This is a genomic window from Salmonella sp. 5800 (assembly GCF_046558195.1).
Taxonomy (GTDB): Bacteria; Pseudomonadota; Gammaproteobacteria; order Enterobacterales; family Enterobacteriaceae; genus Salmonella; species Salmonella enterica.
In genome coordinates this window covers 24232-48312 of record NZ_JBGDOX010000010.1, presented here as the reverse complement: position 1 = coordinate 48312, position 24081 = coordinate 24232, and the positions used below count along the sequence as shown (strand labels likewise).

Genomic DNA, 24081 nt, shown 5'->3' with positions numbered 1-24081 from the left:
TTGCATTGCTGTTACGATTATTTCCTTTCGTGGCCCCCATCACTGCAATTATATTTACCGACTGAAAACAGACAAATTAAACAGAATTAAGATCACAGAAAAGACAAAACATAATTGCAATGTAAAAAATGATAATTGTCTTCCCTGCCTGTTAAATTCACCATCACGACACTGATCAAAAGAGCTGTATCCTCTAAGGCAGGTCTGAATGAACACCCACTATAATTCCCGCTATATTTTTTCCATTACCTTAGTCGCAACATTAGGAGGGTTATTATTCGGCTATGACACTGCCGTCATATCCGGAACGGTAGAATCCTTAAATACCGTGTTTGTCGCTCCGCAACATTTAAGTGAATCCGCCGCCAACTCGCTATTGGGCTTCTGTGTCGCCAGTGCGTTGATTGGCTGCATCATCGGCGGTGCGCTGGGCGGTTATTGCAGTAACCGTTTTGGTCGTCGGGACTCGCTGAAAATCGCCGCTCTGCTGTTCTTTATTTCCGGTATTGGCTCCGCATGGCCAGAATTAGGATTTACCACGATTAACCCAGATAATGTCGTGCCTGTTTATTTGGCCGGATATGTCCCCGAATTTGTTATTTATCGCATCATCGGTGGTATTGGCGTTGGTTTAGCCTCAATGCTCTCACCGATGTATATTGCTGAACTGGCTCCAGCGCATATTCGTGGGAAACTGGTTTCCTTTAACCAGTTCGCCATTATTTTTGGTCAACTGTTGGTGTATTGCGTTAACTATTTCATTGCCCGCTCTGGTGACGCTAACTGGCTGAATACCGATGGCTGGCGATATATGTTTGCTTCCGAAAGTATTCCCGCCCTGCTGTTTTTACTGCTGCTGTATACCGTACCGGAAAGCCCGCGCTGGCTGATGGCACGTGGCAAACACGAACAGGCGGAGGGCATTCTGCGCAAAATTATGGGTAGCAGCCTCACCACCCAGGCCATGCAGGAGATCAACCAGTCTCTGGAGCATGGTCGTAAAACCGGCGGACGCCTGTTGATGTTTGGCGTGGGCGTGATAGTCATCGGCGTGATGCTGTCCGTCTTCCAGCAGTTTGTCGGCATTAACGTCGTGCTCTACTACGCGCCGGAAGTGTTTAAAACGTTGGGGGCCAGCACCGACGTGGCGCTCTTGCAGACCATTATTGTCGGCGTAATCAACCTGAGCTTCACCGTGCTGGCCATTATGACGGTAGATAAATTTGGTCGCAAACCGCTGCAAATTATTGGCGCATTGGGCATGGCTCTTGGGATGTTCAGCCTTGGCACCGCGTTTTACACCCAGGCTTCCGGGCTGATAGCGCTGCTGTCGATGCTGTTTTACGTCGCCGCATTTGCCATGTCCTGGGGACCGGTTTGTTGGGTGCTGCTGGCAGAAATCTTCCCGAACGCGATTCGTGGCAAAGCGCTCGCCATTGCCGTCGCCGCGCAGTGGCTGGCGAACTACTTCGTCTCCTGGACCTTCCCGATGATGGACAAAAATTCGTGGCTGGTTTCCCATTTCCACAACGGTTTCTCCTACTGGATTTACGGTTGTATGGGTATTCTGGCGGCGCTGTTTATGTGGAAGTTCGTGCCGGAAACCAAAGGCAAAACGCTGGAAGAACTTGAGAAGTTATGGACGCCAGCAGAAGAGAAAACGCCGAAAGCCGCCATACAATAAGCTGATTTATCGCCACGCCGTACGTCCGTTACGGTGTGGCGACGCCTATTCTCGCCGTAGTCGGTTCGAATTACATAACCACAACGTGATAACCAACAGGAGGATCGCCGCCGAATAGAGTAATACATCCATTGGCGTTTTATGATCGACAATGATCAGACGCACAATCGCCGTGATCCCAATGTACACGAAATAGCGCAGCGGAAAGTGAAGGCCAGACTTAAAGTACTTCACAATCAGCGCAATAAATTCGAAATAAAGAAAGTAGATCACCAGCCCTTCCACCAGTTCATATTTGCTGGCTTGCTCAGGCACGAATAATGCGTCCGCCAGATGAACCGTCTCTTTACCGAGAAAAACGACCAGGATCAGACCGAGGGTAAGCAGCCCCAAATTTAGTACGTTTTGTAAAATCGTGGCGATAAACTCAAGACGTGAGCGCGATAATGGCATCATAACAGCCCCCTCTTTCTCTGCGGCGAGGTTTCTGTATAACGCACAAATGTGACGGGCATCTATATTTTTTATTTATGTTTATATTTTGTTCAATAAGATAATTTGCCGGATAGCGCCGTGAACGCCTTATCCGGCCTGAGTATTAACGGAAATTTACGCTCCTGTCACTGGTCATATCATACAGGCCAAACTTACGGCCAAGCTGTTGACCACCGTCACGCGTCAGCGGCGTCCAGCCAATTGCCGCACGACTTCGGGTTGGGCCGGACGAGAAGAGATCCAGCGGCACGGAAACATATACGCCTTTGGTAAAATCCCCTTCCCCATATTCATCCGGCGATGCATCGGTAATCGTCGCGTAACCACCGACAACGACGCCGCTATCGAAGCGTTTGGCGATCTCCAGCGTACCGCCTTTATCGCCCGCCAGATACTGACCAACGCTGGCTTTCACCAGCACATCCTGGGCGAACGACGGCGTCCAGTATGCGGTCAAATGTCCGGTCTTCACGCTGTAATCGGTAAACTTCATCATATCCTGCGCGCTACGCCAGTCACGCTGTTTCACGTAGTTGGCATCCAGGCCAAACGCCCAATTGCTGTCTACCGGGCGATACAGGACTTCCGCCCCGGCACCGCCAAACATGGTCTCCAGATAACCGCCATAGACCTGCCCATAGAAACCATTGCCAAAATACTGGAAGTAGTTGGCCTGTAGGTTATTCACATAAACATCGTTCTGCACATACTCACGGACATGCGTACGCACCCGCGGCAGATGCGAATCCTTCGGCGGATTGGTGTAGTTAAATTTGTCGTAGTTGTTGGCGATATTGGCAAACACGCTGCCCGTGGTGAGCAGATGATCCGTGACCCACAGATCCGCAGTTCCCATTACGCCCAACTGATACATATAGAAGTTTTCCGGGCCGCCTACCGACTGATTCAGCACGGGATCAAGATGAAAATCAACGCGCGACTTGTCGATATACCAACCCTGTTCAGTACTCTCTGGCACGATCGGCTCCACGCGTTTTTGCGCCAGCGGGGTTTCATGTCCCAGCGGTTCGCCTTCCAGATGGCGTTTCAGGCTGGCGACATCGGTTTCAGTGGTGACCTGCGGCAGATTAAGGCGGTTTTCCGTCACGCGGATCGTGCGGATCCCCTCCGGCAGATCGTTCATGACGATCCGGTTAGCGCGCACGATCCCTTCACGGGAGTCGCGGTACTTCACCTGTTCACCGGTAACGTACAGCGTATCGCCTTTGACCTGGATTTTCGGGTCCGCCAGACCGGCATTATATTTCAATAACGTTAATTGATTAGCCACTACCGAATGTTGCAGGATGGCATCCTGCGGCTGTGGTCGGTATTGCGGGCGTGAATTGTCATGATACGCGGGACGTAAATCGTTGAAATTGGTGCGCAGCGTGACGCCAAACATAAAGGTGTTGCCGCGCTCGTAGCTGAGGTTAACGTCGGCCCAATCGGTGACGCGGTAAATGGCGCCGACGTTAAACTTGCTCTTCTGTTCCAGTTTCCCCGCAAAATCCTGCTGATAGTTATTGCCTTCATACTCCAGCTTCAGGCGTAGCGGTTGCCACGGGGTCTGGTATTCCACGCCGCCAAACAGCGAGGCCGGGCCGTGAAACATATCGCTACCGTCGACGGAACCTGCCTCTTTATAACTGTTATCACGCGAACAGAATTTATCACTATACGAACAGAAAGGATTAGACACATTGCCGCTGGTGCCAAGATAGCCCCAGCCGAGACCTAATGAAAAATCAAACGGCCCCCAGGCCTTACTCGCTACAATATATTCCGCATCAAACAGCCCCGTTCCGCCGATATCGCGCGCGCCAACCGCCACCTGCGGCATCCAGTAACTCTCTTCCCACAACCGCAGTTTCACATCAAACGCTTTATCTTTGTAAGTCTGGTCGCCGGAGAATGATTCCACGCTGCTGTACTTTTTCGTACGGACATCGGTATAGCGCAACGTGGTTTCCAGCCACGGGAAAAGCTGAACCGAAGCCGAGTAGTAGCGGTACTGATCGTTATCGCGATAGTTCAGGCTCATCTCCCCTTCACGCGCCATACGCGCTGTCGGCGTTTGCAGCAGGCCCACGCCGCCAAAGTCAGATTGTGAAGGCCCAACAGGGGCTGGATATGTTTCGGCATGGCAGGCCGCGCTAATACCCAGCGCCAGCACGCTGAGCAGATGTGTTTTTTTCATTATTCCGGTATCCGCTGCGTCAGGGTATGAAGAATGTCGGCATTTATCGCCTCCGGCGTGCCGCGCCAAAGGGAATCGGCAAAACCGACAAAAATAATGCTGCCGGGCATCGGCTCGATATGACGTTTATTCCAGTAAGCCACCGGCGCTTTTTGGCTGCGTCCATCAGGGTAAACCACCCAGGCATAGCTACGATCCGCGCCGCTGAGTAAGCGCTGACCCTCAAGATAACTGGCGACGTCCCGCCCAGGGACGAACGGCTGGCTGCCCGGCTGGCTAATCAAGCCAAAGAGCGTCACCTGCGTGGGTTGCGGCCCGACCCAGAGCGTGTAGTGACCTTGCAGCGGCGGGTTACCTCGTTCGCTTACCCGCACCACGTCAGGATCAAGATTCACGAATTGTCTGCCCGTCACCTTCACCGCCTGAATCTGTCGGCGCAGTGTGTTTATCGCCGCCGCCGCATCGCCGTCTTCCTCAGCGCTGAGCGCCGCCAGTCGCCCGAGAAGTTCCTGCTGCTGTTGACGCGCCGTCACGGTCGCCTGTTCTTCGCCTATCACCGCCGCAGGCCACCAGCTCGTTGCCAGGCGCGGCTGTCCGACTAAATCGAGCAGACGCTCAGCGTCTGTCAGCGTTTTAGGCTCGCTATTACCCTGGGTAAAAACGGTAACAGTGCCGCTGGCAAAGGCGGATGACGCGATAAAGGCCAGCGCCAGCGCGCTTATCATCCTTTTCATCATGATTTTGCCGCCTTAATCAGCGTGGTTTTCACCGGAAAGTAATTTGCGCCCAGATACTGTTCCGTCTGGCGAATTTGGCCTTCGCTATCAATCCAGTAGCGATTACGCCAGCGCGTTTGATCGGTCGTCACTTCTTCATCCAGCACCCGCACGGCGGTCTCTTCACTGCCGACGCTAACGCTATCGGTCCCTCGCCATGTAAAAACGGAACGGGCGGTGGCGTAACGCACCTGGCGATGTTCGGTCCAGCCCAGGGTGCGAGTCCAGGTCGCGCCATCGATAATCTGTCCTGGTTTCGCCAGCGGGTCGGCCGCCAGATTATTCACATCGATCAGGTTGTCGCCGCCGAGCAGCGTTTTGACCAGACGGCCATGCTGCGTCACGATCGTCGCGCCATCCTGCGTCACCCATTTCTGCTGCCCGTTTTCCGAGAAAGCGAGCACCACAAACAGCTGAGGACCGCCGTTAAGCTGCATGTACTGGCTGGCATACGGCATGTTTTGAATATCGTCATCCGTTAGCTGTACGCCTGGCGTACCGAACAAACTGTCCCACAGTGAATCGCCCAGGCCTTTGGTGGTGGCCGAACACGCCTGTAATAGCAGGCAAATCAGGATAAGTGCGAGTCGCTTCACGACGCTTCTCCAGAGGGGCAAAATAACCACACCGGAGTGTGGTTATGGTTAAACGTACCGATACTACTGGGTACTGGTGGTCGTGGTGGTCGTGGTTCCGGTATTGGAACCATCGCCGCCGCCGGTTGCCGCTAACGCGACGCCCACCGCCGAACTTACGGTGCTAACGCTGGTAGCGGAGGAGCTTCCCGCCGATACCGACGTCGCTGCCGACCCTGCCGCTTCACCCACCTGAACGGGGGCTGCCGAGACAGATGTCGCCGCAAGCGCGGTTATGGCAAAAATGCCATACAGTACTTTTTTCATCATAATTTCCCTTCATTGAATGAATGGAGATTTACCCAAAAGAATTTCGGGCGCTACCGAGTATACACAACCAAAGCAGGCGGATTATGTCCGGGAGAAATAACAGCGAGGTTTTAGGATAATTAAACTTTAAAGAAGTAACGCCTACATTATTTAATTAACAAACAAATAAAATCAATAAGTTAAAATTAAACCAAAAGACATCGGCATCCGTATAATCTGAAAATAACGCAGAGTGATTTTCTGGTTATTGCTTATTTTAGGATTAAGCTCAATATAAAATTGTGGGGATAAAGACGGACAAGCGGAATTATCTTATAAAAAAAGCCGATGTGAATATCGGCCTTTTTATTATCTTATTCTCTTTTTGCCGGATGGCGGCGAAACGCCTTATCCGGCCTACAGACGCTATGCATTACGTAGACCGGATAAGCGCAGCGCCATCAGGCGCGCCAGGCTTTATAACGGTTAATCAGACCGTTGGTAGAGCTATCATGGGACGAAATAGCTTTATCATCGCCCAGCTCCGGCAGAATACGGTTAGCCAACTGTTTACCCAACTCAACGCCCCACTGGTCGAAAGTAAAGATGTTCAGGATGACGCCCTGCGTAAAGATTTTATGCTCATACAACGCAATCAGCGCACCCAGGCTGAACGGCGTAATTTCACGCAGCAGGATAGAGTTGGTCGGGCGGTTGCCTTCAAACACTTTGAATGGCACAACGTGTTCAAGCTGCGCCGGATCTTTACCCTGATCGCGATATTCCTGCTCAACCACCTCGCGGGATTTACCAAACGCCAGCGCTTCGGTCTGCGCGAAGAAGTTAGACAGCAGCTTCTGATGATGATCGGATAGCGGGTTATGGGTGATAGCCGGGGCGATAAAGTCACACGGCACCATTTTAGTACCCTGGTGAATCAATTGATAAAACGCGTGCTGACCGTTGGTGCCTGGTTCGCCCCAGATAATTGGGCCTGTCTGGTAATCCACGGCGTTGCCGTTACGGTCAACGTATTTACCGTTGGATTCCATGTTACCCTGCTGGAAGTAGGCGGCGAAACGGTGCATATACTGGTCGTACGGCAGAATGGCTTCGGTTTCCGCGCCGAAGAAATTGTTGTACCAGATGCCAATCAACGCCAGCAGAACGGGTAGGTTTTTCTCCGCCGGAGTGGTGGAGAAATGCTTGTCCATCGCGTGTGCGCCGGAAAGCAGCTCGACAAAGTTGTCGAAACCGACGGACAGAATAATGGATAGCCCGATGGCAGACCACAGCGAGTAACGACCGCCGACCCAGTCCCAGAACTCGAACATATTGGCCGTGTCGATACCAAATTCGCCGACCGCTTTGGCGTTGGTGGAGAGCGCAGCAAAGTGTTTCGCCACGTGTTTTTCATCGCCTGCAGTTTTCAGGAACCAGTCGCGCGCGCTGTGGGCGTTGGTCATGGTTTCCTGGGTGGTGAAAGTTTTAGAAGCGACCAGGAACAGTGTGGTTTCAGGGTTCACTTTCTTCAGCACTTCAGCGATGTGGGTACCATCAACGTTAGAGACGAAGTGCATAGTCAGATGATTTTTATACGGACGCAGCGCTTCGGTCACCATGAACGGGCCGAGGTCGGAACCACCGATACCGATATTCACCACGTCGGTGATGGCCTTACCGGTGTAGCCTTTCCACTGACCGGAGATAATCGCTTGCGAGAAAGTTTTCATCTTCTCAAGCACGGCGTTCACTTCCGGCATCACATCTTTGCCGTCCACAATGATCGGCGTATTGCTACGGTTACGCAGCGCCACGTGCAGCACGGCGCGGTCTTCGGTGCGGTTGATCTTCTCGCCGGAGAACATGGATTTAATCGCGCCGGCCAGATCGGTCTCTTTCGCCAGATCCTGTAATTTTGCCAGCGTCTCTTCGGTGATGCGGTTTTTGGAGAAATCCACCAGCATCAGATCGTCAAACGTCGCGGAAAATTTAGCAAAACGGTCGCTATCGTTCGCAAAAAGCTCAGCGATCGTAACGTCTTTCATTTCATCGTAGTGTTTCTGGAGCGCCTGCCAGGCAGAAGTCTGCGTTGGATTGATGTTTTTCATTAGCAATACTCTTCTGATTTGAGAATTGTGACTGGGATCGATTGTAACGCCAGTCACAGAAAAGTGTGATTGTTTTAGTGCCGTTGCCCCAGGCACTGTCGAATGAGGATAAAAAGTATATACCCTAAATAATTCGAGGTGCAGAAAGGCGGCAAGTGGGTGAGTCGCCGGGCGCATAGATAAGCCAACATTCCTACAAACGGGTATCGGGGTTATAAGCGCTGTTACTGAGCCTAAACTCAGCATAAAAAATCCGCATAATCCCAACGTTGACAGTCCAGGCCACAACTTTTATTTATAAATACGTTACTTGCATTTGCGCCTGCACCGGTTTCTGTTCTGCCCTTGTGCCATGGTCGCGTTTTTCATTTCCTGACACGAGGTTGATATGACAGAGATCGTTGTTTCCAAATTTGGCGGTACCAGCGTCGCTGATTTTGACGCCATGAACCGTAGCGCGGATATCGTACTTTCCGACGCCAATGTTCGTTTAGTCGTGCTTTCCGCGTCTGCCGGCATCACTAATCTGCTGGTGGCGCTGGCCGAAGGGATGGAGCCTGGCGAACGTTTCGCTACGCTCGACGCCATCCGTAAAATCCAGTTCGATATCCTTGATCGTCTGCGTCATCCGAATGTCATTCGCGAAGAGATTGAACGCCTGCTGGAAAACATCACTATTCTGGCGGAGGCGGCATCGCTGGCGACATCGGCAGCCCTGACCGATGAACTGGTCAGCCACGGCGAGCTGATGTCTACCCTGCTATTTGTTGAGATCCTGCGTGAACGCGACGTACAGGCCCACTGGTTCGACGTGCGCAAAGTGATGCGTACCAGCGATCGCTTTGGTCGTGCGGAACCGGACGTCGCAGCGCTTGCGGAACTGGCCGCGCAGCAGTTGCTCCCGCGCCTGAACGAAACTTTGGTCATTACTCAGGGCTTTATCGGCAGTGAAAGCAAAGGCCGCACCACGACGTTAGGCCGCGGCGGCAGCGACTATACGGCAGCGTTGCTGGCTGAAGCGCTCCACGCCGCGCGGGTTGATATCTGGACAGATGTGCCCGGTATTTACACCACCGACCCGCGCGTGGTGCCCGTCGCGCAGCGAATTGATGAAATCGACTTTGAAGAAGCGGCGGAGATGGCAACCTTCGGCGCAAAAGTACTGCATCCAGCCACCTTACTCCCGGCCGTGCGTAGCGATATCCCGGTCTTCGTTGGCTCCAGTAAAGATCCGCAAGCGGGCGGTACGCTGGTGTGCAATAAAACCCAAAACCCGCCGCTGTTCCGCGCGCTGGCGCTACGCCGCAATCAAACGCTATTGACGCTGCACAGCCTGAATATGCTGCACTCACGAGGCTTCCTGGCAGAGGTGTTCGGCATTCTGGCGCGGCATAATATTTCGGTAGATCTGATTACCACTTCGGAGGTGAGCGTCGCGCTGACGCTGGATACTACCGGCTCCACCTCCACGGGCGATACGTTACTGACCCAATCCTTATTGATGGAGCTTTCCGCGCTGTGTCGGGTAGAAGTCGAAGAAGGACTGGCGCTGGTCGCGCTGATTGGCAACAACCTGTCAAAAGCCTGCGGCGTTGGTAAAGAAGTGTTTGGCGTCCTGGAACCGTTCAACATTCGCATGATTTGTTACGGCGCCTCCAGCCACAATCTGTGCTTCCTCGTGCCGGGAGACGATGCCGAGAAAGTGGTGCAAAAGCTACATCAGAACTTATTTGAATAATCGCCCTGACACGACAGCGAGTGAGCGCTATCAGGCAATACGCTGCCGGATGGCGACGCAAGCGCTTTATCCGGCCTGTCGCAGCTCCCGGCGTATAGCGCTTGCGCTATACGCCATACCCGATATCGCTTACAGCATACGCCGCTGGTGCTGTTTTTCCGTGTGGACCCGCTTAACGATTTTATAGATCCACTGCAGTGTCAAATTGTACTTTTTGGCCAGCTCCGCATAATTACGCCCATCGCACTCGCTGTAAATCTGATAATCCCGTTCCGAAGCCCGACCAGAGATACCTTTGGGAAAATAAATGCTTTGCCCGCCCCAGTTGCGCATCATTCTGTCAGCAATTGCCTGACCGGCATTTTCGGCTGACGCGCTATCAATATTCATGCTTTCAATAAGTACCTGCGACGCATGAAACGCCAGATCGTTAATAATCTCCGGAAGCCGAACCATTTCTTTTGATTTCTGAATCATATTTTATCTCCATATCCAGCACCATGCTCCCCGTGACGGCACCAAAAAGGGAAGCGTAAAAAACGGTGCAATAACTACCTATCAATATATTAAAAATATATATGAATATTTACTATCAACGGCATTTAATTATAAATTAAAAGAATGTATATATCGTTTTCAATTTATAATATGTATTTATTTTATAGGTGAAGTAAGCCTTCACTGATGTCATCATTTTACACAATACTGTATGTATATACAGTTAATTTTTTGCATTTTTTTCTGCGTTCGATCAAAAAGATCGCTTTCCTCACGATCGCGTGAATTTTTAAAATGACTTTAAAAATCAATAAGATAATTTTAATCAAAGATTATTATGACGCAGCAATACCGCCATCATTGCCTGCCACAGACACATACTGACTCTCCGCAGGCAGCCTCTACCCCCTGCCCCGAAAGCTTTATTTATTCGTTTATTTGTTGGCATTTGACACCATGCGCTAAACATTTTTTAAAGGTATTTATTAAAGCCCTTTTCGTTCTTCCGCTATGGGGAAAAGCGATACTTCTCTCTCAATTATCAGGAGATAGAGTATGCGAAAAATTATTGTTCCCCGACTTTCCGGCTGGCTGATTGCCTCTGTCGTACTGTTTGCGCTTATCGGCTGGACATCATCAGCGCAAATTCCGGTCGTCATCTATAAACTCAGCCTGGTTTCGTTATCAGCGGTGCTGGGTTACTGGCTCGACCGCAGTCTTTTCCCCTGGGCGCGTCCCGACTCCTTTTGCCCCTGGGAAGAATCGCTGTGCTGCGCCGCGGCGATGATTCGTCGCGCGATCATCGTTGCGGCAATTTGCCTTGCCGTCGCGCTGGGGCTGTAACGATGCGTTATCAATACGTATGCCTGGTCTGCGCTATGACTTTCTTGTCTGCCGACGCTGCCGAACCGCCGCGCGCTTCTCTGCAATGGCGAAACGAAGTGATTCGTACCGCGCGCGAAATCTGGGGGCTTAACGCCCCCGTTGCGGATTTTGCCGGGCAACTACATCAGGAATCCGGCTGGGCGCCTGACGCGCTTTCTCCGGCTGGCGCGCAGGGTATGGCGCAATTTATGCCCGCAACGGCAAAATGGGTAAGCCAGTTGTACCCAGCGCTTCGCGAGAACAAGCCGTTTAATCCCGCCTGGGCGATACGCGCGCTGGTACAGTATGACCGCCAGTTGTGGAAAAGCGTGTCAGCAAAAAATAGCTGCCAGCGAATGGCTTTCACTCTGAGCGCCTATAACGGCGGGCAAGGCTGGGTTAACAGAGATAAAAAGCTGGCCGCCGCAAAGGGGTTAGATGCGTCCATCTGGTTTGAACATGTAGAACGCGTTAACGCCGGGCGCAGCGCCGCAAACTGGCGCGAGAATCGTCACTATCCCAAAGCGATTTTATACCAACATGCTCCCCGTTATTTGCAATGGGGGCAGGCTAGCTGCATTCATTAATCAGAGGGAGTAATGAAACTCAGTATCGATTTTTGGGAAGTCATCTCCCTCTTACTTTCGTTTGTTGGATTAATGTTTGCTGCCGGTAAATTGCTGCTGGCGCAAATTGAAAAACGGCTGAATGAACGTTTTGAAGCACTGGAAGCTGCCCGGCGCGAATCAGAAGCGGGCTGGTCCAGGCTGGAGAGAGAATTTCTGGAATTTCGCGCCGATTTACCGCTGCATTATGTCCGCCGCGAGGATTATCTTCGCGGTCAGGCCGTTCTGGAAGCAAAACTGGATGCGCTATATAGCAAAATAGAACTGATTCAACGAGGGAACCATTAAACAAATCCCCGCCGTTTATACGCCGGGGATTTTTTATTCGTTTTAACTTTTTTCTCTAAAGGAGATTAAAAGATTCCTGATGCCTGATACATCAAAATACGTCTGAACGATAACGAAGAGAGAATATTATCTCTCCCGGTAAATCAAGGAAAGCGTATATGGAAACATTATCTGTTGTACATACCGTGGCGAATAGACTACGTGAATTAAACCCTGATATGGATATACATATTTCATCAACCGATGCGAAAGTATATATCCCAACAGGGCAGCAGGTAACGGTATTAATTCACTACTGCGGTTCGGTTTTTGCCGAACCAGAAAATACGGATGCCACGGTACAAAAACAACTAATCCGGATTTCCGCCACCGTTATTGTTCCGCAAATAAGTGACGCGATAAACGCGCTGGATCGTCTACGTCGCTCGTTGGGGGGCATTGAACTTCCCGACTGCGATCGTCCGCTCTGGCTGGAAAGCGAAAAATATATCGGCGACGCCGCAAACTTCTGCCGTTACGCCCTGGATATAACCGCCAGCACCCTGTTTATCGCGGAACAGGAAAGCAAGGACTCCCCCCTGCTTACAGTCGTTAATTATGAGGAAATTCAATGAAATATATCTACAGTGGCCCGGCAAGCGGCGTCACGCTCGCCGACGGTCAGGAAGTCTTACTGTGGCCCAATAGCGAAATCTCGCTGCCGGAAGATAACGAGTGGGTAATCACCATGATTGCCCGCCGTCACCTGGTGCCAGTGGTTACGCAAGAAGTAGAAACTAATGAAGAGGAAATTGTCCATGGCAGCTAATTACCTGCACGGTGTAGAGACCATTGAGATCGAAACCGGCCCACGTCCGGTTAAGGCGGTTAAATCTGCGGTTATTGGTCTGATCGGCACCGCGCCATGCGGCCCGGTTAACCAGCCAACGCTGTGCCTTTCTGAAAGCGACGCGGCGCAGTTTGGCCCAGGTCTGGCGAATTTCACCATCCCGCAGGCGCTGAAGGCGATCTACGATCACGGTGCAGGGACGGTCGTGGTGATTAACGTGCTGAATCCGGCGGTACACAAAAGTACCATTCCCAGTGAAACCGTGAAGGTTGATGACAACGGTCAGATTCAACTCAAGCACGGGGCCGTGCAAACGATAAACATTGGCCGCAGCACGAACGCCGGAAACGCTTATATCAAAGGCACCGATTACATCATTGATATGCTGACCGGTAAAATCACCTGTATGGGAACCAACCTGAAACCCGGCGTTCAGGCCTATGTAAATTATACTTACGCGGACCCCACCAAAGTGACTGCCGCCGATATTGTTGGCGCGGTAAACACCGCGGGTGACCGTACCGGCATGAAGCTGTTGCAGGACACCTGGAACCAGTTCGGTTTTTACGCGAAGATCCTGATTGCGCCGGTCTTTTGTACGCAAAACTCGGTCGCCGTTAAGCTTATCGCTCAGGCAGAAGCGCTGGGAGCCATTACCTACATTGATGCGCCCATCGGCACGACTTTCCAGCAGGTTCTGGCAGGGCGCGGCCCGCAGGGGGCGATTAACTTCAATACCAGTTCCGATCGCGCGCGTCTGTGCTATCCGCATGTCAAAGTTTACGACAGTGCAACAAATGCAGAGATTCTGGAGCCGCTCTCCTCCCGCGCCGCTGGCCTGCGTGCCAAAGTGGATCTGGAAAAAGGCTTCTGGTGGAGCAACTCCAATCAGGAAATTCAGGGCATTACCGGCGTAGAGCGCTCGCTGTCAGCGATGATCGACGATCCGCAAAGCGAAGTGAATCAACTGAACGAAAACGGCATCACCACCGTCTTCAACAGCTATGGCTCCGGTTTGCGCCTGTGGGGCAACCGTACCGCTGCCTGGCCGACGGTTACTCATATGCGTAACTTTGAGAACGTGCGCCGTACTGGTGATGTGATTAACGAATCCATTCGCTATTTTAGCCAGCAATACATGGATATGCCGATAAACCAGGCGCTGATCGACGCGCTAACCGAATCGGTGAACACCTGGGGCCGCAAGCTGATTGCCGACGGCGCGCTGTTGGGTTTTGAATGCTGGTACGACCCGGCGCGTAACGAACAGACTGAACTGGCAGCCGGGCATCTGTTGCTGAACTACAAATTCACCCCGCCGCCGCCGCTGGAACGTCTGACGTTTGAAACCGAAATTACCTCTGAATATTTAGTTTCTCTGGAGAGTAATCGCTAATGGCTGGAAAAATTCAAATTAACCGTATTACCAACGCCAATATTTATCTTGATGGTAATAATCTTTTAGGTCGCGCGAGTGAAATTAAACTACCTGATATCAGTATGATTATGCAGGAGCATAAAGCGCTGGGTATGGTAGGTAAAATTGAGCTGCCTGCCGGTTTTGACAAACTGGAGGGCGAAATTAAATGGAACTCGTTTTACCACGACGTCATGCGTAAAACGGCAAACCCGTGGCAGGCGGTGGCATTGCAGTGCCGCTCCAGTATCGATTGTTATAACTCGCAGGGTAAAGCGGATCAGTTAGCGCTGGTGACGCATATGACCGTAATGTTTAAAAAGAACCCGCTGGGAACGTTTAAACAGAATGAAAACCCGGAATTTAGCAGCGCCTTCGGCTGCACTTATATTAAACAGGTGGTTGACGGTGAAACGCTTCTTGAACTGGATTATCTGGCGAATATTTTCCGCGTAAATGGCACGGATCAATTAAATGCCTACCGCAATAATATTGGCGGTTAATTACTTCGGGGCTACGGCCCCGAATTTAACACGACGAATAAGGACTACACCATGAACGAAAAATATACCCTGCAATTCCCGTTTACCTCCGCCGCCGGGGAACGTATCGACGTTCTGCAATTACGTCGCCTGAAGGTAAAAGATATGCGCGCCGCGCGACGCGCCAGCGATAAACCGGAAGAGTGGGATGAGCCGCTGATGGCGGCTATGACCGGGCTGGTAACCGAAGATCTGGCGGAAATGGATCTGCTGGACTATCAGGCATTGCAGAAACGATTTCAGGCCATGCTTAGCATGGCTACAGAACCCACAGCAACTGTGGCAGGCAATGGCGCTGCTGGCGAGGTGGTTTCGCTTTCCGCCCAGTGAAATTGACGCGCTGTCGGTTGACGATTTTACCTGCTGGCTGGACGAAGCCAGCGCGCAAATTAAACACGAATACGACTCGCAGACTTAATGCCTGCGGGTTTCCTGACCCAAGCCCGGTTCACTCCTTCCCTGTCCTTTTTCCGGCAAGCAGCCTGTTACCGGGCAACTTATACGAGACACTATTTTGGCCAACGACATTATTACTCAGCTTCAGGCGCGTAATGAGACGTTGACGCAGGCAATAGCCCGTTACGGCTCACTCAACGCCAGCACGCTGCACACGCTCAGCTTTGAGCAAACAAAAATCACCCGGCTTACGCAACAGCTCGCTAACTCTGCCCTTCGCCGGGAAGAGAACGATAAGCAGCGCGCCGGGTTGCTGGAAAAAACACAAACGTTCGCCGGACAGCTCGGCAAGCTCCTGAACGTTGAGACTCCCGACTGGAAGCTGCCTTACGAATTTCAGGGCAACATGGTCGATATGGTGGCGAAAGGCGGCATGAATAACACCGCGCGGGACGCCCTGAGCCTGAATATCCGCGACTGGAGCCTTGATTTCAATCAGGATCAAAAAGATCTGCAAAGCGCCGCCGCCACGATGATCGAAGGCGGCGTCAGCGCATTGCAGGATCTTAGCCGCTACATGCCCGATATCGCCAAAGCCGCGACCGCCTCCCGCGACAGCGCGCAAAGCTGGGCGCAGGCGGCTCTGGCCACTCGCGACAAACTGAACATTGCCCCTGACGACTTCCGTTTTGCGCAAAATATGCTGTACAGCGGGGCAAAAAGCGGCGGCGGCTCCGTTGCAGAGCAAACCCAGTGGATTAACGCCTTTGCCGGAAAAACCGGCGCTCAGGGGAAAGAAGGCATTGCGGAACTGACCGCAACGATGCAAATCGCCATGAAAAACGCCCCTGACGCAGGCGCGGCGGCAGCGAATTTCGACCATTTCCTGAAATCCGCCTTCTCGAAAGAGACGGACAGTTGGTTTGCCCGCCAGGGCGTGGATCTTCAGGGATCGCTGCTGGAACATCAGCAAAACGGGATCGGCGTGACGGAAGCGATGACCCACATCGTGCAAATGCAACTGGAGAAAATGAACCCGCAGATCCTCGACACCTTCAGGCAAACCATGAAGATTGAGGATCTTTCCGCGCGCGGCGACGCGCTACAGGCCATGACGGAGAAATTTAACCTCGGCGCGATGTTCGGCGATGCGCAAACGCGGGATTTTCTCGCCCCGATGCTGGCGAATATGGACGAATATCGCCAGCTAAAAGCCTCCGCAATGCAGGCGGCGGGGCAACATTTTATTGATGATGACTTCGCCGCGAAAATGACATCGCCCGGAGAACAGACCAAAGCGTTACAACTTTCACTTAACGATCTGTGGCTGACCGTCGGTCTGGAGCTGATGCCCGCCATTGGCGAACTGGCGCAAAGCATCACGCCGCTGGTGCGGCAGTTCAGCGCCTGGCTGCGGGAAAATCCGGCGCTGGTGCAAGGGGTCGCCAAAGTCGTTGGCGTAATCTGGCTGTTCAACGGGGCGCTGAATATTCTCAGGCTGGGAGCAAACCTCATTGCGTCACCGTTTATTCGCCTGATCGATATCTTCCTGAAGGTCAAAGCCGGTCTGGCGCTGGGCGGCGGCAGTCGCGCGCTGTCGGTTCTGAAATCGTTTGGCAACGGTGCGAAAAGCCTGACGATGCTGCTGGGAAATGGCCTGATAAAAGGGCTACGGCTGGTCGGCCAGGCGTTTATCTGGCTGGGTCGGGCGCTGCTGATGAACCCTGTCGGCCTGACTATCACCGCTATCGCAGGCGCCGCCTATTTACTTTATCGCTACTGGGAACCGATTTCCGGTTTCTTTGCCGGAGTCTGGGAGCGTATCAAAACCGCCGTTGACGGAGGCATTGCCGGCGTCACGCGTCTGATTCTCGACTGGTCGCCGCTGGGGTTGTTTTACCGCGCCTTCGCCGGCGTACTGGACTGGTTTGGCATTGAACTCCCCGCCAGTTTCAGCGAATTTGGCGGCAATATTCTCGATAGCCTGATCAACGGCATTCTGAATGCGCTTCCTTTCCTGAGCGGGGCGATTGAGAAGATAAAAGCGCTGATCCCCGACTGGGCGAAAAGCGCGCTGGGCATCAGCGCTGAAATGCCGTCTGTCGCCGCCGCCGTCCCCGGTATTGCCGGAACAATGGTCGCGCAACAGGCCAGCGCGCCGCTGGCATCGGGAGCGAAAGCGGTGACAACGCCGCTGGCGTCCACGGCCAAAACGATGGCCTCGCCGCAGCCTGTGAAGACGAAAAGCGCCGCCACGCCGCCGACGCCAGCCGCGCTTCCCGGCAAATCCGGCGGGAAACCTTATACGCTGCCCCCCCGCGCGCAAAGCAACGTGCAGGTACACTTTTCCCCGCAGGTTACCGTGCAGGGAAGCGGCGCGAATGCCGCCAAAGATATCAACAACGTGCTGTCGCTGAGTAAACGCGAGCTGGAGAGAATGATTAACGATGTCATGGCGCAACAACGGCGCCGGGAGTACGCATAATGTATGCCGTATTAGGCGAAATAGAATTTGACGTCGTCGCTTACTGGGACGAATTTGAAAGCACGATGGGCGTGGATTATACCAGCCATGCCCGTATTGAAGGGAAACCGGGCGTACAATTTATCGGCGATAAGCTGGACAAAATCACCCTGAAATTCAACTTTCATAGTCAGTATTGCCAGCCGGCCACCGAGCTGAACCGTCTGCGGGAAGCGATGACTGCGCACCAGGCGATGGCGCTGGTGTTCGGCAATGGCGATTATCGCGGCTGGTTCGTGATTACCGATCTGACCGCTACCCACCAACACACCGATCCTTACGGTAACGTCATTGCCCAGGGCGGCAGTCTGTCGCTACAGGAGTACACCGGCGATCCGAAGAGCCCGTTGCTGCCTCCGGCCATCACCACCCAGGAACCGAACATTGACGAAATGTTGGATGAGCTTCCCGACGTTAGCGATTCCTGGTTCGATGAACTGCTGAGCGCCGTTGAAGAGGGTATGCGTGAAGCCAAAGAGATGATGGATGAGGTGGCCGACGCCATTGATGACATCAAAAAAACGATCGCCCAGGCGAAAGAACTGGTGAAGGAAGCCAAAGCGCTGAAAGAAAAATGCGGCGATATCGTCGATTCGCTGAAAAAAACCATGAGTTCGATAGACGCGCTGTTCCAGCAGCCGCTGGATTTGCAAACGCTGGCCGGGCTGCCGAAAGCGCTGGCGGCGAAAATGCAGGAACTGATCGACAGCCTGCCGGGGATCCGCGAATGCGCGGGCGATGCCGGCACGCTTATCGAACACGCCGAATCGCTGTTTGACGCCATCACCAGCAGCGTCGCGGAAGCGACTTACGACAGCGCCGCGACGCTGGTCAATCAGGCGCGCGGCGCGCTGCAAACAAGCGCGCCCGACGTGAGCCAGCTTGCCGCCGCCGATATTACGAGGAGTCTGTAATGCGCTACCTTGAACATGTCACCACCGACGGCGAACGCTGGGATAATCTCGCCTGGCGCTATTACGGCGATGCGCTGGCCTACGAACGCATCATCGCGGCCAATCCGCACGTCGCTATTATGCCGGTTTTGCCGTCAGGCGTGCGGCTGATCATCCCGGTTATCAGCGTCACGCAAACGACCCCGGAGCTACCGCCATGGCTGAGATAACGGTATCCGGCGGGGTGTTCGCCACCCTGACGCCCATTTTTACCCTTTGGTACGGACATAAAGAGATCACTTACGACATCGCGCCTTATGTCACCAGCATCAGTTACAGCGATAGCATTAAAAACGAGTCGGATGTTATTGCCATTGCGCTGGAAGATAGCGCCGGGCGCTGGGTAAACGAATGGTATCCGGGAAAAGGCGACACGCTGGCGCTGCGCCTGGGCTACCAGGGCGAAGATCTGCTCGATTGCGGAACCTATATCATTGATAAAATTGATATCAGCGCGCCGCCTTCGACGGTCAATATCGACGGTATCGCCACCTCGGTCAGCAAAGCGCTACGCACCAAAAACAGCCAGGGCTTTGAGGAGACGACGCTTTCCGCCATCGCCAGTCGCATCGCGCAAAAACACGGTTTAACGCTGGTGGGCAAGATTGCGCCGCTGACGATTGATCGGGTTACGCAATATGCCGAAACCGACGTGGCGTTTCTCAAACGGCTGGCGAGTGAATATGGCTATACCGTGAAAGTGACGGCGACGGAGCTGATCTTTTCGCATCTGCCGACGCTACGCTGTCTGGCGCCGGTGAAGACGCTCAGGCGGACGGATATTTCGCACTACACGTTCAAAGATACCATCAACCGGATCTACAAAAACGCCACCGTGCAACATCAAAATAGCAAGCAAAAAGAACTGGTTATTTACACCCATGACAGCCAGAAAAAAGCCCCGGCGCGCGGTGCGGCGACCAGCGCCGATACCCTGAAGATCAACAGTCGCGCTCCGGATACCGGCGCGGCACAGGCTAAAGCCAACGCCGCGCTGGACAGCCACAACGAATACCAGCAAACCGGCACACTCAGCATGATGGGCTGCCCGCAGTTGACGGCGGGCAACAAGATAGAACTGAGCGATTTTGGCGTGTTTTCCGGGCAGTGGCTGATTGATAAATCCATGCACAAACTCACGCGCAGCGGCGGCTACACTACCGAAATCGACATTTCACGCGGACCGGCAACCAGCCAGTAAGGAGACAATATGAAAGGCGTTACCCGCCAGACGGGCATTATCAGCGATATTGATGAGGCGGCCGTGCGCGTCAGAGTCACTCTACCGGAGTGCGATAACCTGCGCAGTAACTGGCTTGCGGTGCTGCAACGCAACACGCAGGACAACAAAGATTACTGGTTGCCGGATATTGGCGAACAGGTGGAGGTTTTGCTCGACGACAACGGCGAGGATGGGGTGGTGCTGGGCGCGGTCTACTCCAGCGTGGATACCGCGCCGCTGACCTCGCGCGACAAACGCTACGTGCAGTTTTCCGACGGCGCGGCCTTTGAATATGACCGTGCGTTACACCAGCTCACCGTCAACGGCGGCATAGAAAAAATCGTCATTGAAGTGAAGGAACGTACGCAGCTTACTTCACCGCAAGTAGAGGTCAGGGCGCAGCACGTCACGGTGATATCAGAAACCGTAGACGTGGCGGCCACCTCCGTGGGCGTCAAGGCGGTAGATGTCAACGTGGAAGCGCCCCATACGGGCATTAAAGCGCTGAATGTCACCGTCGATGCGCCGCTCAGCACCTTTACCGGCGACGTTACCGTGATGAAAAAACTCACCTGGCTTGGCGGTATGGCAGGCAGCGGCGGCGTCGGAAACAGCGCGGTGATTACCGGCAACGTGAATGTCCTCGGCAACGTTAACGCCAGCGGTTCAGTGATGGACAGCGGCGGCAACTCCAACCACCACTCTCACTAACCTGCAAATTGCTGCTGGATGGTGGCTTCGCCTTATCCAGCCTGCAAAAGGTGCATAAACACCGGCCCGGTAAGCGCAGAAGCGCCACCGGGCAAATTGCTGGAGGATATTTATTTCAGCGCAACGTGATTAAGCCCTTTTCCCGCGCTATTTCCGATGAAAATGTAATCACTTTGCGCTGCAAATATTGCATATATGTATATTGGAAAACTAGCGTTATTTTTTTACTTTAACTTCGCCCTGCTTACATAAAATCTGCTGTTCAGGAATGATCCTCTCAGTTTTGTCTGGTAGACTTCGCTGAATTACAACTTCTTGATTGCTATAATGATAAAATTATTTATAAAGTACGTTTCGATAGGCGTACTTAATACTGCTTTGCACTGGGCTATCTTTGCCCTTTGCGTCTATGGATTTCAAACAAGTCAGGCTTTGGCAAACGTAACGGGCTTTGCTGTCGCTGTCAGTTTTAGTTTTTTCGCTAACGCCCGGTTTACCTTTGGAGCCAGCGTATCAACCGGACGTTATTTGCTGTACGTCGGTTTTATGGGCGTGCTGAGCGCCGTCGTGGGATGGACAGGCGACAAGTGTGCTATGCCTCCCATTTTTACGCTCATTGTATTTTCCGCAATTAGCCTTATTTGCGGATTTTTATATTCCAGATTCATTGTTTTCAGGAATGAGAAATGAAAATTTCATTAGTGGTTCCCGTCTTTAATGAAGAGGACGCGATCCCTATTTTCTATAAAACGGTCAGAGAATACAGTTCACTTAAACCTTATGACGTTGAGATTATCTTCGTTAATGATGGGAGTCACGATGCGACTGAATCAATCATCAGCGCATTAGCTGTTGCCGATCCTCTTGTTGTTCCGATCTCATTTACCCGCAATTTTGGTAAAGAACCTGCACTTTTTGCCGGATTAGATCACGCGACCGGAGATGTGGTGATCCCTATCGATGTTGATTTACAAGATCCCATCGAAGTAATCCCACATTTGATCAATAAATGGCAGGCTGGTGCAGAAATGGTGCTGGCTAAGCGTATCGATCGTTCAACGGATGGCCACCTGAAGCGTAAAAGCGCTGAGTGGTTCTACAGGCTGCATAACAAAATCAGTACGCCAAAGATTGAAGAGAATGTCGGTGATTTTCGATTGATGTCGCGCGAGATTGTAGAAAATATCAAGCTATTACCAGAACGTAACCTTTTCATGAAAGGTATACTTTCATGGGTTGGAGGTCAAACAGATGTTGTCGAATATGCCCGTGCTGAACGTGTCGCAGGTAGCTCAAAATTTAATGGCTGGAAACTCTGGAACCTGGCGCTGGAGGGGATTACAAGTTTTTCTACTTTCCCTTTGCGTATCTGGACGTATATAGGAGTGAGCGTTTCTGCCCTCTCCCTGATATATGCCATGTGGATGATCATTGATAAATTGATGTGGGGAAACCCTGTTCCTGGTTATCCTTCGCTTATGACCGCGATTCTCTTCTTAGGCGGCATCCAGCTTATCGGCATAGGCATCATGGGTGAATATATCGGACGCGTTTACACGGAGGTAAAGCAAAGGCCTCGCTATATCGTGAAAAACAAAAAAACAATGATGGAATAATGATTACTATGCTCAAGATATTACCGAAAACGGCGATGATACTACTGGCTTTTTTGGCCATTTTTCTTATTGAATGGTATACCCCCATTCACTCTGATGATTACCGCTATTACCTTTTAGGAATTTCGCCGGAATCACATTTTCATCATTATATGACATGGAGTGGCAGGATTATAGCTGATTACACCAGCGCACTCATCCTGTATACACGTTCTCAACTCGTGTATTCCATCAGCGCTGCCGTTTCGACACTGGTATTTTGTTATTTCATTGTGAAGACACCCTCAGGTACATTACGCTGGAATAAATCCGACTACTTATTATTCCCACTAATATTCTTCACTTACTGGATTTCGAACCCGAATTTGGGTCAAACCACTTTCTGGATCGTTGGTGCTGCGAATTATTTGTGGACGAATCTGTTCGTTGTTGCATGGCTGTTCTTCTTTTACACCATAACAATAAAAAACAGTAAAGCGATCAGCCCGTGGGTTGCATTACTAAGTTTTATGGCAGGCTGTTCCAATGAAAGCGTCTCACCTTTCGTCTCGCTTATTTCTGTTCTGGCCATTGCATACGAGTTATGGCAAAACAAATCTGTTTCGCGCAATAAGATAGTTTATAGTCTCTGTGCAATCGCAGGTTCATGCGTATTGATACTTTCTCCGGGCAATTTCATCCGCGCCAGCGGCAAAGAATTCTGGTATGGAAGGCCGATTTTTGAACGTATTTTCATTCACTTAACAGAACGCGTTCATAACCATCTGGCGCTGATCTGGATAGCTTATGTTGTTTTGTTATTGCTGGTCTTACTGGTCATATTCAATAAGCAGATTCGCGCCAAAATTGATAAAACGTCCCTTATCTGCGCTGCGTTAGTCGTATGTATAGGTATTAGCACTTCCTTAATTATGTTCGCGTCGCCATCCTACCCCGATCGGGTTATGAACGGTACGTTTATGTTTTTCCTTTTAGCTATCTCCTTCATCGCTTACGCCCTGTTGAAAAGCGGCGTTAAGGCTGGAGTCGTCGGCGTAACTGCCGTGACTGTTCTCTGTGGTATCGTATTCCTTTGGTCCTATTCATTGATGCTTAACGGTTATAAAAAAACGGCCGGACAGGAAATCGTAAGACAAAAAATCATTACTAAAGAAATAGCGGCAGGTAAACAGAAGTTTATCATCCCTGACTATTATTTCGTCAAGTTGCAAAATAGCGGTGGTCATTTTGGTTTATTCCATGATCCTGCTGTTTACGGCGAGTATTATCATGTACAAGCTATTTTCAAAAAGAAAGTCAATTTTGATTATTCTGTAATCGCTAATGGAGCGAAGCACAGCCTTTCCAATGAAACGACGGCTTATAGCAACACCCGCGGGGATTTCGCTATTATCAGCCGGGAGCAGCTAACGGGTTCGATCACACTCTCGGTTAATGGACGGCAGAAAACGATTCCAGTTGAAAAAATGAAGCACGCAGAAATCAATGATGAATTCTGGTACTACGCTTCTGTAGACAAAGGTGAAATTACAGCAATTTCATTTTAACTTTACGTAAAACGCGATCTTCGCCATTTAACAAAATGTGTATCAACACAGGCCCGGTAAGCGCAGAAGCGCCGCCGGGCAAAACACATTCTGACCCCGCCATCAATTATTTCCTTAAAGCGCTTTAATATCTCTCCCCCCGCCGGAAGGCGAAAATAGC

26 protein-coding genes are annotated in these 24081 nt (G+C 51.8%); 19 read left to right on the top strand and 7 right to left on the bottom strand.

The features are described 5' to 3' along the window. Window positions 1–208 precede the first annotated feature (208 nt). Complete coding sequence (xylE, locus tag ACLJZ5_RS17515; RefSeq protein WP_024797332.1) at window positions 209–1684, top strand: D-xylose transporter XylE; 1476 nt, start codon at window positions 209–211, stop codon at window positions 1682–1684. 45 nt (window positions 1685–1729) lie between these two features. Here xylE and psiE read toward each other — a convergent pair whose 3' ends face one another. From psiE to pgi, 6 genes are all read right to left on the bottom strand, one after another. Then, on the bottom strand, window positions 1730–2140 hold the full coding sequence (psiE, locus tag ACLJZ5_RS17510) for a phosphate-starvation-inducible protein PsiE (RefSeq protein WP_000982752.1): 411 nt from the start codon (window positions 2138–2140) through the stop codon (window positions 1730–1732). 142 nt (window positions 2141–2282) lie between these two features. Further along, a complete protein-coding gene (locus ACLJZ5_RS17505) occupies window positions 2283–4379 on the bottom strand; it encodes a YjbH domain-containing protein (protein ID WP_000750805.1) in 2097 nt (698 codons plus the stop codon). Further along, complete coding sequence (locus tag ACLJZ5_RS17500) at window positions 4379–5116, bottom strand: capsule biosynthesis GfcC family protein (protein ID WP_000977889.1); 738 nt, start codon at window positions 5114–5116, stop codon at window positions 4379–4381. Before ACLJZ5_RS17500 ends, ACLJZ5_RS17505 begins: the two co-directional genes overlap by 1 nt. Beyond that, window positions 5113–5751: a YjbF family lipoprotein gene (locus ACLJZ5_RS17495; protein ID WP_001651226.1), complete on the bottom strand. Its 639-nt coding sequence runs from the start codon at window positions 5749–5751 to the stop codon at window positions 5113–5115. Before ACLJZ5_RS17495 ends, ACLJZ5_RS17500 begins: the two co-directional genes overlap by 4 nt. Before the next feature lie 63 nt (window positions 5752–5814). Further along, window positions 5815–6057: an exopolysaccharide production protein YjbE gene (gene yjbE, locus ACLJZ5_RS17490; protein ID WP_001541297.1), complete on the bottom strand. Its 243-nt coding sequence runs from the start codon at window positions 6055–6057 to the stop codon at window positions 5815–5817. Window positions 6058–6500: 443 nt separating this feature from the next. Further along, the gene (gene pgi / locus ACLJZ5_RS17485) at window positions 6501–8150 is read right to left on the bottom strand and encodes a glucose-6-phosphate isomerase (RefSeq protein ID WP_024797331.1); all 1650 of its coding nucleotides are present in this window, start codon (window positions 8148–8150) and stop codon (window positions 6501–6503) included. Between the two features lie 388 nt (window positions 8151–8538). On the opposite strand from pgi, the gene lysC reads away from it, so the two are divergent. Further along, window positions 8539–9888 (top strand): lysine-sensitive aspartokinase 3, encoded by a 1350-nt coding sequence (lysC, locus tag ACLJZ5_RS17480; protein ID WP_000136392.1) that lies wholly within the window; start codon window positions 8539–8541, stop codon window positions 9886–9888. Between the two features lie 129 nt (window positions 9889–10017). Here the strand turns inward: lysC and ACLJZ5_RS17475 are convergent, their stop codons facing one another. After that, window positions 10018–10365 (bottom strand): Mor transcription activator family protein, encoded by a 348-nt coding sequence (locus tag ACLJZ5_RS17475; RefSeq protein ID WP_000615248.1) that lies wholly within the window; start codon window positions 10363–10365, stop codon window positions 10018–10020. A 576-nt stretch (window positions 10366–10941) separates the two neighbouring features. On the opposite strand from ACLJZ5_RS17475, the gene ACLJZ5_RS17470 reads away from it, so the two are divergent. The 17 genes from ACLJZ5_RS17470 (at window position 10942) to ACLJZ5_RS17390 (ending at window position 23921) form a co-directional block, all read left to right on the top strand. After that, window positions 10942–11229 carry a putative holin gene (locus ACLJZ5_RS17470; protein WP_001226439.1) on the top strand — a complete coding sequence of 96 codons (288 nt, stop codon included), beginning with the start codon at window positions 10942–10944 and terminating at the stop codon, window positions 11227–11229. 2 nt (window positions 11230–11231) lie between these two features. Beyond that, window positions 11232–11837, top strand: a complete 606-nt coding sequence (locus ACLJZ5_RS17465) for a lytic transglycosylase domain-containing protein (protein WP_001270438.1) — start codon at window positions 11232–11234, stop codon at window positions 11835–11837. Between the two features lie 12 nt (window positions 11838–11849). Next, on the top strand, window positions 11850–12164 hold the full coding sequence (locus ACLJZ5_RS17460) for a membrane protein (protein ID WP_000777266.1): 315 nt from the start codon (window positions 11850–11852) through the stop codon (window positions 12162–12164). A 158-nt stretch (window positions 12165–12322) separates the two neighbouring features. After that, window positions 12323–12778: a Gp37 family protein gene (locus tag ACLJZ5_RS17455; RefSeq protein WP_000449438.1), complete on the top strand. Its 456-nt coding sequence runs from the start codon at window positions 12323–12325 to the stop codon at window positions 12776–12778. Further along, window positions 12775–12972: a hypothetical protein gene (locus ACLJZ5_RS17450; RefSeq protein WP_000875314.1), complete on the top strand. Its 198-nt coding sequence runs from the start codon at window positions 12775–12777 to the stop codon at window positions 12970–12972. Before ACLJZ5_RS17455 ends, ACLJZ5_RS17450 begins: the two co-directional genes overlap by 4 nt. Continuing rightward, window positions 12962–14389: a phage tail sheath family protein gene (locus tag ACLJZ5_RS17445; protein WP_024797330.1), complete on the top strand. Its 1428-nt coding sequence runs from the start codon at window positions 12962–12964 to the stop codon at window positions 14387–14389. The genes ACLJZ5_RS17450 and ACLJZ5_RS17445 overlap by 11 nt, the downstream gene beginning before the upstream one ends. Next, window positions 14389–14913 (top strand): phage major tail tube protein, encoded by a 525-nt coding sequence (locus ACLJZ5_RS17440; RefSeq protein ID WP_000907495.1) that lies wholly within the window; start codon window positions 14389–14391, stop codon window positions 14911–14913. Before ACLJZ5_RS17445 ends, ACLJZ5_RS17440 begins: the two co-directional genes overlap by 1 nt. A 51-nt stretch (window positions 14914–14964) precedes the next feature. After that, on the top strand, window positions 14965–15282 hold the full coding sequence (locus tag ACLJZ5_RS17435) for a phage tail assembly protein (RefSeq protein ID WP_001003640.1): 318 nt from the start codon (window positions 14965–14967) through the stop codon (window positions 15280–15282). Beyond that, window positions 15242–15370 carry a GpE family phage tail protein gene (locus ACLJZ5_RS17430; protein WP_001651222.1) on the top strand — a complete coding sequence of 43 codons (129 nt, stop codon included), beginning with the start codon at window positions 15242–15244 and terminating at the stop codon, window positions 15368–15370. Before ACLJZ5_RS17435 ends, ACLJZ5_RS17430 begins: the two co-directional genes overlap by 41 nt. Before the next feature lie 96 nt (window positions 15371–15466). Further along, the gene (locus tag ACLJZ5_RS17425) at window positions 15467–17833 is read left to right on the top strand and encodes a phage tail tape measure protein (protein ID WP_024797329.1); all 2367 of its coding nucleotides are present in this window, start codon (window positions 15467–15469) and stop codon (window positions 17831–17833) included. Beyond that, window positions 17833–18786, top strand: a complete 954-nt coding sequence (locus ACLJZ5_RS17420) for a phage tail protein (protein ID WP_024797328.1) — start codon at window positions 17833–17835, stop codon at window positions 18784–18786. The genes ACLJZ5_RS17425 and ACLJZ5_RS17420 overlap by 1 nt, the downstream gene beginning before the upstream one ends. Beyond that, a complete protein-coding gene (locus ACLJZ5_RS17415; protein ID WP_001269716.1) occupies window positions 18786–18995 on the top strand; it encodes a tail protein X in 210 nt (69 codons plus the stop codon). The genes ACLJZ5_RS17420 and ACLJZ5_RS17415 overlap by 1 nt, the downstream gene beginning before the upstream one ends. Beyond that, a complete protein-coding gene (locus tag ACLJZ5_RS17410) occupies window positions 18983–20026 on the top strand; it encodes a phage late control D family protein (protein ID WP_024797327.1) in 1044 nt (347 codons plus the stop codon). Before ACLJZ5_RS17415 ends, ACLJZ5_RS17410 begins: the two co-directional genes overlap by 13 nt. A 9-nt stretch (window positions 20027–20035) precedes the next feature. Further along, entirely contained in the window at window positions 20036–20758 is a 723-nt protein-coding gene (locus tag ACLJZ5_RS17405; RefSeq protein ID WP_024797326.1) for a phage baseplate assembly protein V, read from the top strand. Window positions 20759–21085: 327 nt separating this feature from the next. Beyond that, complete coding sequence (locus ACLJZ5_RS17400) at window positions 21086–21448, top strand: GtrA family protein (RefSeq protein WP_000593184.1); 363 nt, start codon at window positions 21086–21088, stop codon at window positions 21446–21448. After that, window positions 21445–22374 (top strand): glycosyltransferase family 2 protein, encoded by a 930-nt coding sequence (locus tag ACLJZ5_RS17395; RefSeq protein ID WP_000703629.1) that lies wholly within the window; start codon window positions 21445–21447, stop codon window positions 22372–22374. Before ACLJZ5_RS17400 ends, ACLJZ5_RS17395 begins: the two co-directional genes overlap by 4 nt. Further along, window positions 22374–23921 carry a DUF6056 family protein gene (locus ACLJZ5_RS17390; protein ID WP_031617801.1) on the top strand — a complete coding sequence of 516 codons (1548 nt, stop codon included), beginning with the start codon at window positions 22374–22376 and terminating at the stop codon, window positions 23919–23921. The genes ACLJZ5_RS17395 and ACLJZ5_RS17390 overlap by 1 nt, the downstream gene beginning before the upstream one ends. Window positions 23922–24081 lie beyond the last annotated feature (160 nt).

Excerpts from the sequence above, each read along its gene's own strand:
- ACLJZ5_RS17445 (WP_024797330.1), top strand. The coding sequence starts at position 12,962 with ATGGCAGCTAATTACCTGCACGGTGTAGAGACCATTGAGATCGAAACC.
- ACLJZ5_RS17455 (WP_000449438.1), top strand. The coding sequence starts at position 12,323 with ATGGAAACATTATCTGTTGTACATACCGTGGCGAATAGACTACGTGAA.
- ACLJZ5_RS17460 (WP_000777266.1), top strand. The coding sequence starts at position 11,850 with ATGAAACTCAGTATCGATTTTTGGGAAGTCATCTCCCTCTTACTTTCG.
- lysC (WP_000136392.1), top strand. The coding sequence starts at position 8,539 with ATGACAGAGATCGTTGTTTCCAAATTTGGCGGTACCAGCGTCGCTGAT.
- ACLJZ5_RS17440 (WP_000907495.1), top strand. The coding sequence starts at position 14,389 with ATGGCTGGAAAAATTCAAATTAACCGTATTACCAACGCCAATATTTAT.
- ACLJZ5_RS17405 (WP_024797326.1), top strand. The coding sequence starts at position 20,036 with ATGAAAGGCGTTACCCGCCAGACGGGCATTATCAGCGATATTGATGAG.
- ACLJZ5_RS17475 (WP_000615248.1), bottom strand. The coding sequence starts at position 10,365 with ATGATTCAGAAATCAAAAGAAATGGTTCGGCTTCCGGAGATTATTAAC.
- ACLJZ5_RS17415 (WP_001269716.1), top strand. The coding sequence starts at position 18,786 with ATGCGCTACCTTGAACATGTCACCACCGACGGCGAACGCTGGGATAAT.
- ACLJZ5_RS17465 (WP_001270438.1), top strand. The coding sequence starts at position 11,232 with ATGCGTTATCAATACGTATGCCTGGTCTGCGCTATGACTTTCTTGTCT.
- yjbE (WP_001541297.1), bottom strand. The coding sequence starts at position 6,057 with ATGAAAAAAGTACTGTATGGCATTTTTGCCATAACCGCGCTTGCGGCG.
- psiE (WP_000982752.1), bottom strand. The coding sequence starts at position 2,140 with ATGATGCCATTATCGCGCTCACGTCTTGAGTTTATCGCCACGATTTTA.
- ACLJZ5_RS17390 (WP_031617801.1), top strand. The coding sequence starts at position 22,374 with ATGATTACTATGCTCAAGATATTACCGAAAACGGCGATGATACTACTG.
- xylE (WP_024797332.1), top strand. The coding sequence starts at position 209 with ATGAACACCCACTATAATTCCCGCTATATTTTTTCCATTACCTTAGTC.
- pgi (WP_024797331.1), bottom strand. The coding sequence starts at position 8,150 with ATGAAAAACATCAATCCAACGCAGACTTCTGCCTGGCAGGCGCTCCAG.
- ACLJZ5_RS17435 (WP_001003640.1), top strand. The coding sequence starts at position 14,965 with ATGAACGAAAAATATACCCTGCAATTCCCGTTTACCTCCGCCGCCGGG.
- ACLJZ5_RS17450 (WP_000875314.1), top strand. The coding sequence starts at position 12,775 with ATGAAATATATCTACAGTGGCCCGGCAAGCGGCGTCACGCTCGCCGAC.
- ACLJZ5_RS17400 (WP_000593184.1), top strand. The coding sequence starts at position 21,086 with ATGATAAAATTATTTATAAAGTACGTTTCGATAGGCGTACTTAATACT.
- ACLJZ5_RS17410 (WP_024797327.1), top strand. The coding sequence starts at position 18,983 with ATGGCTGAGATAACGGTATCCGGCGGGGTGTTCGCCACCCTGACGCCC.
- ACLJZ5_RS17430 (WP_001651222.1), top strand. The coding sequence starts at position 15,242 with ATGGCGCTGCTGGCGAGGTGGTTTCGCTTTCCGCCCAGTGAAATTGAC.
- ACLJZ5_RS17500 (WP_000977889.1), bottom strand. The coding sequence starts at position 5,116 with ATGATGAAAAGGATGATAAGCGCGCTGGCGCTGGCCTTTATCGCGTCA.
- ACLJZ5_RS17505 (WP_000750805.1), bottom strand. The coding sequence starts at position 4,379 with ATGAAAAAAACACATCTGCTCAGCGTGCTGGCGCTGGGTATTAGCGCG.
- ACLJZ5_RS17420 (WP_024797328.1), top strand. The coding sequence starts at position 17,833 with ATGTATGCCGTATTAGGCGAAATAGAATTTGACGTCGTCGCTTACTGG.
- ACLJZ5_RS17395 (WP_000703629.1), top strand. The coding sequence starts at position 21,445 with ATGAAAATTTCATTAGTGGTTCCCGTCTTTAATGAAGAGGACGCGATC.
- ACLJZ5_RS17470 (WP_001226439.1), top strand. The coding sequence starts at position 10,942 with ATGCGAAAAATTATTGTTCCCCGACTTTCCGGCTGGCTGATTGCCTCT.